This window comes from Thermoclostridium caenicola (assembly GCF_900142095.1).
Classification (GTDB): Bacteria; Bacillota; Clostridia; order DSM-8532; family DSM-8532; genus Thermoclostridium_A; species Thermoclostridium_A caenicola.
In genome coordinates this window covers 123,825-136,949 of record NZ_FQZP01000001.1, presented here as the reverse complement: position 1 = coordinate 136,949, position 13,125 = coordinate 123,825, and the positions used below count along the sequence as shown (strand labels likewise).

Genomic DNA, 13,125 nt, shown 5'->3' with positions numbered 1-13,125 from the left:
GGCCAGATAGTATCTGCCTGCCAAATCCCCGTCATCTTTGCAATTGCACCTACATCTTTTCGGGTCTGGAGGGCGAAGAGATATCCGCCAGGGTTTCGGAAATTTCCACATCCTGGGGGGCCTCGGTAGCCACATCGCCCAGGGCGACAATGCCAACCAGATGGTTGTTTTCCACCACGGGAAGCCTTCTTATCTTCTTTTGCGACATGAGACCGAACACATCCCTGATCTCGTCATCCGGGCTGACCGTGGTCACATCGCTGGTCATGACGTCCCTGACCGGTGTCTGGTGCGGGTCTTTTCCATGGGCGATGTTCCTGACGACGATATCCCTGTCGGTGACGATGCCGACAACGCCGTTTTCATCGCAAACAGGAATGGAGCCGACATTGTGCTTCTGCATGAGCTGTGCCGCCTCCACCACGGTGGAAGCCGGGTTGATGTAGGCCACGTTCCTGGTCATGATATCCTTGACTTTCATGTTCGCACATCCCTTCCTTACTGTGATTCCGTCTTTATTCTTCCACCTGCGAAATCAATCAGTACAGAAAATTAATGGATGGCGTTGTTGTCTCCGGCAAAAGGAAATTATTGGAATAAACTTATGAACCCAGAATCCAGGAAGCGATGTCCTCTAGCACCCGATCGTCCACCTTGCCCGGCGTGTTGTAATCCTGCGGGCCGGGTGTGTCTGTTCCGTAGATCATCAGGTGGTTGAGGCCTTCATAGGATTTGAACGTGACATTGTCCTTGTCCTCAAGGGCATCTTTCCACTGCTCAAAATCCTCCATGGTGACCTGGTAATCCCTATCACCCTGCAGAATGAGCAAAGGTTTGCCGATGGCCTTTGCTGCTTCCGCAGGCCGGTAATCTTTCAGATCCAGCCAGTAGGAGGCCGGAATACCGAAAAGCTGTTCGGGTGGTAAGTCCGATCCGGGAGTGAGGGCCTTCACCCGATCGCGCATGGCTTTATAGGTTTCCAGCGCCTGTTCTTCCTGTTCCGTGACGGTTCCGTCCAGTTCGCTGATATAGGCGGTCTGCTTCACGATCAGATCCTCAAGGGGAGTAACCGGACCGGCCATGATGATGTATCCGGCCGCATCAGGCGTAAAGGGCGCAATTCGCGGGATGAGCATGCCACCAAGGCTGTGGCCGAGGATGTAGATTCGGCTTTTATCAATGCTGCCATCCTGTTTCAGGAACTCAGCCGCCAGGATCGCGTCTTCCACAGTTTCCTCATATACGGTGATATCGGTCAGGCCCGACATTTTCTGCTGGTGGGCATATGTCCGCTTGTCATAACGAAGCGTGGCAACTCCCCGATGGGCAAGACCCAGGGCGATGTCCCTGAAAGGCTTGTTGGGGCCCAGGGTTTCATCCCGGTCATTGGGACCGGAGCCATGGACCAGGATGACAACGGGGAAGGGACCATCGCCGGCAGGTTTGGTGAGCGTTCCGGAGAGTTCCCAGCCGCTTTTGCCAAAGGTGATATCGGTTTCTGAAATGCTCTCAGGTGCTTTAGTGGCGACAGCGTCCGGATCAGGGGCGAAATTGAGACCGGCCACCCGCATGTCCGCGTCAAAAACCACGTTGATATAGAGGCTGCCCTTCTCAAAAGCAGTTATGACCGAGATGATATCATAATCCTGGCGCTGGGAGGCTTTTGTGCCGGTAATTTCGGAAAATGCGCCATAGGCGCTGATGAGCGGATTCCAAAGCTGGTCCCTGATAAACTGACTGTCGGTGATCACTGCCTTCATCTCCGGTGAGAACGGGTACGACGAATAAACCTTTTCAAAGTTTCCGGCTGCCATGTCGGAAACCAGATTCACAGCCATCTCTTCCATGCTTGTTCCCTCCGGCCAGGGTGATGCAGTTGACGGTGCGGGCGTGACAGTTGCGCCAGGTGCCTGCCCACCGCCGCAGCCTGTCAGAAGAATGAGGACCGCCAGGATCCAAACCAAGTGCTTTCTCATGTGTTGCCCCTCCAGTTGTAATACGACTTTTGCCTTTACGGACGCCCAAAACTGCGCAGATGTCATTGCGAGCTAAGCGTCATTGCAGCGCGGCAATCTCTGAAAACCCGTCAGCGGCTATATAAGCGACTGAGATTGCTTCGTCGGCTGCGCCTCCTTGCAATGACACAAGGGCCAAGGCCAGCGGAGCCATACTTGCATGTCATTGCGAGCGAAACGGAGTGGAGCGCGGCAATCTCCACCCGTAAGCCCGTAAAGCCCGGCCGCTGTGCTGCACGGCTGCAAAACAGCAACTGTTCGAATGGGGGCCGGCTGAACTCGCTGCGCTCAAACAGCAGCCGCCCTTATCCCATTCTCACAGGCTGTTTTGGCGCCTTATCGCAATGCGGCCTTAACCTTTACGGGCTCCCTTTCTGAGCATCTAACGCGATCGCAGCGCAAGGTTCCAGATTTATTATAAAGCATTCACGACCCGCTATGCAAAAAGCAATCATGCGGTTTTCCGGCGCTATACGCCCCGAAACCTGTCCTGGGCAACTCGTCTTGCCTTCAATTTGGCGGTATGAAATAATGAAGAAAGAGAAGAGGCGGACATCGTATCTGAAGTTGATTTGGACAGGGGATTTGCAATGAGCCTGAGACTGATCTATGGCCGGGCGGGAAGCGGCAAAACCCGCTTCTGCCTGGAAGAAATCAAAAATAGGATACAGGAAGGTGCCGACCACCAACTGGTCTACCTGGTGCCGGAGCAGTTCAGCTTTCAGGCGGAGCGGGACCTGGTTGCCATGCTGGATACCGGAGGTATCCTGAAGACCGAAGTCCTGAGCTTTCGCCGCATGGCATTCAGGGTCTTCAACCGGTTGGGCGGCATTACCTATCCCCATATCCATCCTGCAGGCAAATGCATGCTGATCTACCGCATCCTGGACAAAATGCGGGACAATTTCAGGATCTTTGCCAGGGCTTATGAGCGGGAAGGGTTTGCCAATACGATTTCCACCCTGATCACCGAGTTCAAGCGGTACAATGTGACGCCTGAACACCTGAAAAAAGCCGGTGAGGAACTGGGCGAGGATCATCCCCTCACCGCAAAGCTTTCCGAACTCCATCTCATCTATGAGGCCTTTGAAAAGGCATTGGTACAGCAATACAGGGATGCAGACGATGATCTGACCCTTGCTGCACGCAAGCTGGAGAACTCGCCGCTCTACAGCGGGGCCGAAGTCTGGATCGACGGGTTTGCCAGCTTTACGCCCCAGGAATACAGGCTCATCGAATGCCTGCTGAAACAGGCAAAGCGGGTCAATATCACTTTTTGTACCGACAGCATCGATCTGGATGGCAGCATGCAGGAACTGGATGTGTTCCATTGCGTGAAATACGCCTGCCACAAGATTCGCAGGATAGCCGAGGCAAATCGGATTCCCGTGGAAAAGGCCGTTTGCCTCAACCAGGAGGTGCTGCCGCGATTTAAGGAAAGCGCCGAGCTTACCCACCTGGAAAAATATCTGAATGCCTGGCCCTACCGGGTTTACGGACAACAGACCAGGGATATCCTTCTCTTCTCCTCATCCAATCTTTTTTCAGAGGTGGAAGCGGCCGCCAGGGAGATCCTTTCCCTCTGTCGCGACAGGCATCTGCGATTCAGGGATATCGCCGTTGTCATCGGCAATCTTGAGGCGTACGCGGAAATCATCGAAGTGGTGTTCAGGGAATATGGGATTCCCTGCTTCCTGGACCGCAAGGTGGACATTGCCAACCAGCCCCTGGTACGGCTTGTCCTGTCCATGATGGACATTTTTATCGAGAACTGGTCTTATGAAGCGGTCTTCCGCTATTTGAAGACGGGGTTGACCGGCATCCCGCAGGAAAGCATCGACAACCTGGAAAATTATGTGCTGGCCTGCGGCATCCGGGGAAGTCGCTGGACCGACGAAGAAGACTGGCAGATGATACCGGGCATGATTCCCGACGAGCGGGCGCCGGAGGCCGATAAGGAATACCTGGAGACCATCAACCGGATACGCCGGCAGGTGGTTGCTCCCCTGGTGGCCTTCAGGGAGAAGACCCTCGGCCGGCGTAAGGCGTCGGATTTCTGCGCCGCCCTGTATGATTTCCTCTGTGAACTGCATGTTCCTGAAAGAATTGAGTCATACATTGAGACTTTCAGAAAGAACGGCGATTTAAACCGGGCCAATCAGTACTCGCAGGTCTGGAACATTCTCATGGAGGTGTTTGACCAGACCGTGGAGGTCATGGGCGACGATACCTTCGGCCTCGAGCGGTTCAGCAGGATTCTGCGAATCGGGCTGGGCGAATACCAGATCGGACTGGTCCCCGCATCCCTGGACCAGGTGATCGTGGGAAGTGCAGGCCGGTTCAGAAGCCATGAAATCAAGGCCATGTTCCTGCTGGGGGTCAATGACGGCGTTTTCCCGTCTGCTGCCCTGACCGAGGGCATCCTTTCGGATCAGGATCGGGCTGCCCTCAGCCATATCGGTCTGGAGCTTGCCAATGATACCAGGACACAGGCCTTTGACGAACAGCTCCTGGTCTATCGGGCCCTCACCACTGCCGGCCGGTACCTGCGGATCAGTTGGGCCATTGCCGACCAGGAAGGGAGAACCTTAAGGCCTTCCACCCTGATATCCCGGCTCAAAAAGCTTTTTCCGGCGATCACACAGGACAGCGACATCCTGCCGGCCGGCACGCCGGAAGAGGAAATGGCATTGATAGCCGGAAAGAACCCCACTTTCAGGCACATGGTAACGGCCCTGCGCAAACGCCTGGACGGCCGGAGCGTTCATCCCGTCTGGAGAATCGTCTACGGCTGGTATGCTTCAAGGGAGGACTGGAAGCCAAAATGCGAGTCAGCCCTTGTATCCTTGAGCTACAGGAATGTGGCCCAGCGGGTGCGTCAGGAAAATGTTCGTGCCCTGTACGGCGATCCGGCCCTGTCCAGCGTCTCCAGGCTGGAGAAGTATACATCATGCCCTTTCTCCTTCTATGTCCAGTATGGCCTGGGTGCCAGGGAGCGAAAGGTCTACCGCCTGAGCCCGCCGGATGTGGGCACCTTCATGCATGCGGTCATCGAGCGTTTCTCAAGGCTTCTTGCCAGGCAGCGCCTGTCCTGGAGGGAGATAGGCAAAGACCAATGCCTGGCCATGGTCTCGGATATCGTGGACGACATGCTGGGCATGATGCGCGGTTCGGGCATTGCGGCGTCCAGAAGGTATACCGCGCTTGCCGCAAGGCTCAAGCGCGTTGTGGGACGGGCGGTATGGATCATTGCCGAGCATATCCGCATGGGAAGTTTCGAACCTGTGGACTATGAAGTGGGTTTCGGAGAAGGGGAGAAATACCCGCCCATTGTCATCGAACTGCCGTCGGGCGAACACATCCACCTGCGGGGCAGGGTTGACCGGGTGGATGCACTGGAGACCCCAGAGGGGACATACCTGAGGATCATAGACTACAAATCCGGGTATAAGGATTTCCGGCTCTCGGATGTCTATTATGGCCTTCAGATACAGCTCATCACCTACCTGAATGCCCTGTGGGAAGCCTATGAAAACCGGGATGACAACGGTGATCCCCGCGGTGCCTGCACGCCTGCCGGAGTGCTGTATTTTAAGATAGACGATCCCATCATCAAAAGCACGTCACGGATGTCGGAAGAGGAAATCGAGAAGGCCATCCGCAGGCAGCTCAGGATGAAGGGGCTGATCCTGGCCGATGTGAAGCTGATCAAGGAAATGGACCATGCCATCGACGGACCTTCCGCTATCATCCCCGCCACGCTGAACAAGGGAGATGTTATCGGAAAACATACCTCAGGTGCCACAAGGGAACAGTTCATGCTGCTCAGAAAGCATGTTAACAGGCTGATGACCGCCATTTGCGAGGAAATCATGAAGGGGAACGTGGCCATCAGCCCATACAAAAAGAAAAAGAACACTCCGTGCGACTATTGCGGGTTCCGGCCGATATGCCAGTTCGACGCGGCCATGAAAGACAACCGGTACAGGCTTCTTCAGGACAGGAGCGACGAGGAAATCTGGAGCCTGATGGAACAGGAATGACGGTTGGATGAAGGGAGTACGGGTTCATGGGAAATGCCAGATGGACCAATGAGCAATGGGAAGCCATAACGGAGAACAGTGGGAACCTTTTGGTGGCGGCTGCGGCCGGAGCGGGCAAAACGGCCGTGCTGGTGGAAAGGATCATCCGGAAGATCACCAGCCCCGAAGCGCCTGTAGACATCGACAGGCTGCTGGTGGTGACCTTCACCAACGCGGCGGCCACCGAGATGCGGGAAAGGATTGGAGAGGCTATCTCCCAGGCGTTGGAAAAAGAGCCTGACAACCGCCAGCTCCAGCGCCAGTTGACGCTTTTGAACAAGGCCTGCATCACCACCATCCATTCTTTCTGCCTGGAAGTCATACGCAGCAATTTTCAGAATCTGGACATCGATCCCGGTTTCCGGATTGCCGATGAGACCGAAAGCACGCTGATGAAGCTGGAAGCCCTCGGCGAGGTCTTTGAGGAACAGTATGAGAAAGAGGATAACCAGGACTTTTTTGAGCTCCTGGAAAGCTATGGCGGAAATCATGATGATCAAGCCCTCATGGACATGGTGTTCAACCTGTATAATTTCGTCCAGAGCAGCCCATGGCCGGAAGCCAGGCTGAAGGAGATGGCTCAGGCCCTGGACCTGCCGGAAGGAACCGATTTCAGCCATACACCGTGGGGCAGGACGCTGCTGGGCACAGCCCGGCTGGAGCTTGAAGGTCTCAGGGAAATGGCCGGAAAGGCCATGGCCATATGCCGTGAAGCGGAAGGACTGGACAAGTACATACCCGTCCTGAGGGAAGACTACGACCGGATCGATGCCATGGTCCGGCTGATTTCAGAGGCGTTGGATACCGATGCCGGCGGTTCCTTGAGGGAACCGGTATGGGATCGGGTCTTCCTGCTGATCCAGGAGATGGCTTTCAGCCGGATGCCCAGGCTGGGCAAGGATGCGGATGCAAATGCCCAGGAAACGGTCAAACGGCTGAGAGATGATGTGAAGGCCGGCATCAGGAAATTGCGGGAGAGAATGTTTACAGACAGTTCGGAACAGATTGTCAGGGATCTGAAGGGGCTTTTTCCAAGGATGCGCTGCCTGGCTGAACTTGCTTCCGGACTGGCCGTTAAGTATAAGGAAAAGAAAGCGCGAAAATCGCTGGTCGATTTCAACGATCTGGAGCATTTGTGCCTGGAACTGCTGATGGAAAAGGATGAGAACGGCAAGCCTAGCCCATCCCCCACGGCCAGGGCTTACAGGGAGCGTTTTGCGGAGATCATGGTGGATGAGTACCAGGACAGCAACATGGTCCAGGAACTCATCATCCGGATGATATCCAGGTCGGACGAGGGAAGACCCAACATCTTCATGGTGGGTGATGTGAAGCAGAGCATCTATCGATTCAGGCAGGCATGCCCGGATCTTTTCATGGAAAAGTACAATACCTATTCACCCGAAAAGGGAGAGCCCTACCGGAAGATCCTGCTTTACAGGAACTTCCGCAGCCGCAGGGAAGTGATTGATGCGGTCAATTTCCTGTTCGGACAGATCATGTCGCAGCAGGTGGGAGAGCTGGATTATACCGATGCGGAAGCCCTGCATCCCGGCGCTGTTTTCCATGCTGCCCCCAATGATTCGGTCCGGGTGGGAGGGGAAGCGGAACTCCACCTGATCCAGACCGGCGAAGGGAATCCGGAAACGGCTGCGGACGCCGAAACCCAAGATGCCGGCGACGTGGAAACCGAGGATGAGGAAATGCTGGACAGCATCCAGTGCGAGGCCAGGATCATCGCACGCCGGATCAGGAAACTGCTCACACCCGATGAAGAAGGCCGGATATATGCCGTATGGGACAAATCCAGGGGGGAATACCGCCCGCTCACGTACCGGGATATTGTCATCCTGCTCCGGACCACCAGGAACTGGAGCGAGGTATTCACCGAGGAACTGGGCCTGATGGGCATCCCGGTCTTTGCCGACACGGGAACCGGGTTTTTCAAGACCATTGAGGTGCAGGTGGTACTGTCCCTGCTCCAGGTTATTGACAACCCGCTGCAGGACATCCCCCTGCTCTCGGTGCTCCGGTCGCCCATCTTCTCCTTCACCACCGACGAGCTGGCCGAAATCCGCCTGGCAGACAGGAAGGGACTGCTGTATCATGCTCTCTGCAAGCTGGCCGAAACCCAAAGCGGAGAAACAGCTGCCCGGGCTGCCGATTTTTTGGAGAAGCTCGGAAGATGGCGCGAAATGGCCCTATACATGTCCACCGACCAGCTGATCTGGCAGCTTTACCAGGAGACGGGCTACTATGGCATGGTTGGCGCCATGCCGGCCGGCGAACAGCGCCAGGCCAACCTGAGGATCCTGTATGATCGGGCCAGGCAGTTTGAAAAGACCAGCTACAAGGGGTTGTTCAACTTCATCTCCTTCATTGATAAGCTGAAAAGCAGCCGCGGTGATATGGGAAGCGCCATGATCCTCAGCGAAAACGACAATGTGGTGCGGATCATGAGCATCCACAAGAGCAAGGGCCTGGAGTTCCCGGTGGTGTTCCTGGCCGGCTGCGGCAAGAAGTTCAACCTGCAGGACATGAACAGGAGTATCCTGCTCCATCAGGATCTGGGATTCGGCCCCGATGTGGTGGACACGAAACTCAGGGTTTCATGGCCATCGGCCGCAAAATTGGCCATCCGGGAGAAAATCCGGCTGGAAACCCTTTCGGAGGAAATGCGCATCCTTTACGTGGCCCTCACCCGTGCCAGGGAAAAGCTCGTTATCACCGGAACGGTCAGGGATGCGGCGCGGGCCCTGGAGCGCTGGTCGGAACCGGCCAATACAAGGGATCAGAAGCTGCCGGCCTATGAAATGGCCAGGGCCGGCACATATCTGGACTGGATCGTTCCCGCCCTGATGCGTCACAAGGGCTGCAATCTGCTGCGGGATCGGCTGCCGCAGGATTATGGTTTCAATGGGCTTGTGCTGGATGATACGTCCCGCTGGCAGGTTGCATTCTGGAACCGGGATCAGGTGCCTGAAGGTCCGACGGAGGAAGAAACCGGGGAAACCGAGTTTTTCCAATGGCTCGAAGGCGGTGAAAACCCGGACGATCAAAACGGATATCATCAGGAGATTGACAGGCGGCTCAACTGGGAATACCCTTATGCGGCATTGGCCCGGGTCCAGGCCAAGTTCTCGGTTACCGAGCTCAAGCGCCGGTTTGATCCGCAGCTGTCTGACGAAAGGGGCGATCCGCCCGGATACCTGACCCGGATGGTGAAAAAGCCCCTGTTCCTGGAGGAAAGGAAGGGACTGAATGCGGCCGAAAAGGGTACGGTGATGCATTTTGTCATGCAGCATCTGAACTTTAAGAACCCCAACCTGGATCAGCAGATCGAAGACATGGTATCAAAGGATCTTTTGACACGGGTCCAGGCTGACAGCGTGGATACGGACAAAATCAGGCGCTTCCTGGACTCTGATTTGGGCAAGCGGCTCCTGGCCTGCGGACAAATCAACCGGGAGGTGCCCTTCAATATTGAGATACCCTGCTGCGAGCTGTACCCCCATATCCAGGGGGATATGGGGCGGGAACCCATCCTGCTTCAGGGCGTTATCGACTGTTTCTTTGAGGAACCGGACGGGCTGGTTCTTATCGACTACAAAACCGATCGGATATCCCCGGGGGAAGAGAGGACCATCCGGGATCGCTATGCCATGCAGATACAATACTATGCAAAAGCCCTGGAAATCCTCACCGGTAAAAAGGTGAAGGAGCGGTATATCTATCTCTTTTACAACGGGGATGTCATAGCAATATGAGTAAAACCACCGTGAGCCCTGGGACACAAAAGTTTATCCCAGGCATGAAGGTTTAAAAAAGTGCGTTTCAGGCATAAAAACAGGGGCCGTTTGGCCCCTGTTCCATATGGATATTTGGCTGAGGTTTATGTGACTCCCTACTCTTCCGCTACGCCATGTTCGGCAAGGTACTTTTCGGGATCCAGAATCGCATAGTAAGCTTCCTTTGGAGTATAGTCGTTTCTGAACAGGCACGGGAACTTGTCTCTGCGCCAGCTCTTAGAATCGATGGTTCCCCAGAAGGTTACCCTTACGATGTTGTCCTTGTACTGTTTGAACAGCTTGAACAGCTTTGCGTATACGATGGCCTGCCTGACTTCCTGCTCCTCGGTGAGGGATTTCGATACGGAGGCATCGTTAACGGAGATATCCAGTTCAGTGATGCTTACCTCAACACCAAGCTCAGAGAACATTTTTATGCTTTTCTCAACCGATTCGATGGAAACATTGGTGTCATAATGTCCCTGCATACCGATGCCGTGGATGGGTACACCCTTTGCCCTGAGGTCCTTGACCATGGCGTGGACGACTTTGGCCTTGACTTCGTCGTTCATGTTATAGTCGTTGTAGTAAAGCTTAGCGTCGGGGTCGGCCTCATGGGCAAACCGGAATGCCATTTCTATGTAGTCGGGACCGATGGATCTCAGCCATTGTGTTTCCCGCAGGCATTTGGTCCAGTCACCGTCCGCGGGGAGAGGCGCGCCGTCTTTCACAGCCTCGTTGACCACATCCCAGGCCATAATCCTGCCCTTGTAGTTGCCGACGACGTTGGTAATATGGTTGCGAAGCTGTTCTATGGCCTTTTCACGGTCCGAGGTCTGGCCCAGGAATCTTCCGGATTGCTGGTGCCATACGAGGGTATGTCCAATCACCTTGATATTGTTCTCCTCGGCAAACTTCAACATGGCGTCGGGCAGGGTGAAGGCGAAATAGCCCTCACTGGGCTGCATACTCTCAGGCTTCATGATGTTTTCCGGTGTGATGCAGTTGAACTGTTCGATTACCAGGCTTCTTTCCGGGTCGACAAGGGTATTGGGCGTATAGATTGTGCCTATCAGAAAATAATCAGCGTAAGCTTCGGCCAATGAAGAACCGATGGGCTCGTAAACCGGGCCTTTCGGCTTGTTGCTCCCTGAATCGCTGGTTTCCGGAGACGGCTCGGGAGTTGGTGTCGGAGTGGGGGGAGTGGATGGCTCCGGGGTCGGGGTCACGGAGGTTTGATTATCCGCGCCGCAGCCGGAAAGCATGAACACAAAAAGACTGATGATCAGAAGCAAAAGGAAAGACCTGCTTTTCACGATTGAACCCCTTAGCATGCAATCACCTCAAACATGATTTTTGCTTTTGGACGGATATAAGTCCGAATTGCTAACAATCAACAGAACCAGTTGATATTGCCGGTTCCTTTCTTGAGTATACCATAAATTGAAGCAGGTGTAACAGTATTTCAATGTTGGTACATCAATGACCCGGATGTTGTATTCCCCGTGTTGCATGGTGCCGGGCGGATTTTGCGAAGGCCCGAGTAGGAATTTGCCTGTTTGAATGGACAGAATGAATGACGGGAGCGATGGACGGGGCATAATTGGTGGTAAATATAAATAATACAAATAACTATGGATATTTCCCTCAAATTTCGGGATGAGATACAGAAAGGAGTGATTCATGATGAAAAATATAGCGTTTTTTGATACAAAGCCCTATGACCGGATTTGGTTCGACAGGCTCAAGGATAAATACGGATTTGAGTTCAAATATTTCGAAAGCAAGCTGAACAGCGACACCGCTGTCATGTGTGCCGGACTGGACGGCGTGGTGGCCTTTGTCAACGACGTCATCGATGAGAAAACCATAAGCATCCTGAGCGACCAGGATATCCGGATCCTTGCCCTGCGCTGCGCCGGGTACAACAACGTGGATTTCAAGGCGGCTTATGGCAAGATCCATGTGGTGCGGGTTCCCGCCTATTCGCCCCATGCGGTGGCCGAGCACGCCATGGCCCTGCTCCTGACCCTGAACCGCAAGATCCACCGGGCCTATATCCGGACCCGTGACTTCAACTTCAGCATCAACGGGCTGACGGGCTTTGACCTGTTCGGAAAGACCATGGGTGTGGTGGGTACCGGTAAAATCGGACGGGTGTTTGTAGACATCTGCAAGGGATTCGGCATGAAGGTCATCGCCTATGATCCGTTCCCGGCCAAAGACAGCGGCATTGAATATGTGGAACTGGAGGAGCTTTTCAGGCGATCCGACATCATCTCCCTCCACGCACCCTTAACGAAAGAGACCTACCATATCATCAACCAGGACAGCATCGCGCTGATGAAGGACGGTGTCATCATCATCAACACCTCCAGGGGGGCTCTCATCGACAGCGAAGCTCTGCTGGAGGCCATCAAGAACGGCAAGATCGGCGGTGCCGGTCTGGATGTCTATGAGGAGGAATCCGACATCTTTTTTGAGGACTACTCCAATGCCATCATCCAGGACGATGTGCTGGCCAGGCTGATTTCCATGCCCAATGTGGTCGTGACGTCCCACCAGGCCTTTTTGACCGATGAGGCATTGAAGAATATCGCTGAGACGACTCTGGAGAACCTGCGCCAGTTCTTTGACGGTGAGGATCTCACCAACGAGATCTGTTATCAGTGCGCCAAGTACGGTAGCTGCGAGAAGCAGGGCAAGGGAAGGTGCTTCTGACAGATTTGATCCAGGCTTAACCCGGAGGGCGGCGCAGAAAATGCGCCGCCCTCCGGGTTTTATCCGTTCTCCTCCCAGAACAGCTCATCCAAGGTTTTACCCAGTGTGCGGCATATGGCGATGCACAGCCTGATAGTGGGGTTGTAGTCGCCATTTTCAATGGCGTTGATGGTTTGGTGCGAAACGCCCACCGCATCGGCCAGATCCTGCTGGGACATATCCTTCGCGACACGGGCAGCTTTCAGCCTTAAGTTCTCCATAATCTACTCCGTTTTGGTTTGCTTTCTGTCAGTGATGATGCACCGGATGGCAAAGACAGTCAATGCCAGGATAAAGCCAATGAATGTTCCGGTAGTCATATCGGCCCATTGTATGCCTTCGATGTCGTTCAGAAACGCGGCAAGGAAGGAATAGGCCGCGAAGGTCCAAAAGGCGGCCTGGAGTATGCAAGTCACCTGTTCCGGATGATGCATAAAGACCAGCGTTGCCCCGTGCAGCACTTTACAAAGATTTAACATA

General features: G+C 54.5%; 8 protein-coding genes. 3 read left to right on the top strand and 5 right to left on the bottom strand.

From position 1 onward, the window contains the following. Window positions 1-49: 49 nt before the first annotated feature. Both F3H12_RS00555 and F3H12_RS00550 read right to left on the bottom strand, forming a co-directional pair. On the bottom strand, window positions 50-481 hold the full coding sequence (locus tag F3H12_RS00555; RefSeq protein ID WP_149677384.1) for a CBS domain-containing protein: 432 nt from the start codon (window positions 479-481) through the stop codon (window positions 50-52). 121 nt (window positions 482-602) lie between these two features. After that, window positions 603-1,976: an alpha/beta fold hydrolase gene (locus F3H12_RS00550; protein WP_188118291.1), complete on the bottom strand. Its 1,374-nt coding sequence runs from the start codon at window positions 1,974-1,976 to the stop codon at window positions 603-605. A 629-nt stretch (window positions 1,977-2,605) separates the two neighbouring features. Between F3H12_RS00550 and addB the strand changes: the two genes are divergently transcribed. Further along, entirely contained in the window at window positions 2,606-6,058 is a 3,453-nt protein-coding gene (gene addB, locus F3H12_RS00545) for a helicase-exonuclease AddAB subunit AddB (protein WP_149677382.1), read from the top strand. 26 nt (window positions 6,059-6,084) lie between these two features. After that, entirely contained in the window at window positions 6,085-9,864 is a 3,780-nt protein-coding gene (addA, locus tag F3H12_RS00540; protein WP_149677381.1) for a helicase-exonuclease AddAB subunit AddA, read from the top strand. A gap of 137 nt (window positions 9,865-10,001) precedes the next feature. Here addA and F3H12_RS00535 read toward each other — a convergent pair whose 3' ends face one another. After that, window positions 10,002-11,201: an endo-1,4-beta-xylanase gene (locus F3H12_RS00535; protein WP_188118290.1), complete on the bottom strand. Its 1,200-nt coding sequence runs from the start codon at window positions 11,199-11,201 to the stop codon at window positions 10,002-10,004. A gap of 367 nt (window positions 11,202-11,568) precedes the next feature. On the opposite strand from F3H12_RS00535, the gene F3H12_RS00530 reads away from it, so the two are divergent. Next, a complete protein-coding gene (locus tag F3H12_RS00530; protein WP_340162567.1) occupies window positions 11,569-12,606 on the top strand; it encodes a 2-hydroxyacid dehydrogenase in 1,038 nt (345 codons plus the stop codon). Window positions 12,607-12,665: 59 nt separating this feature from the next. Here F3H12_RS00530 and F3H12_RS00525 read toward each other — a convergent pair whose 3' ends face one another. Together F3H12_RS00525 and F3H12_RS00520 are read right to left on the bottom strand one after the other, a co-directional pair. Beyond that, window positions 12,666-12,866 (bottom strand): helix-turn-helix transcriptional regulator, encoded by a 201-nt coding sequence (locus tag F3H12_RS00525; RefSeq protein ID WP_149677379.1) that lies wholly within the window; start codon window positions 12,864-12,866, stop codon window positions 12,666-12,668. A 3-nt stretch (window positions 12,867-12,869) separates the two neighbouring features. Next, window positions 12,870-13,079: a hypothetical protein gene (locus F3H12_RS00520; RefSeq protein WP_149677378.1), complete on the bottom strand. Its 210-nt coding sequence runs from the start codon at window positions 13,077-13,079 to the stop codon at window positions 12,870-12,872. Between the last annotated feature and the right edge of the window lie 46 nt (window positions 13,080-13,125).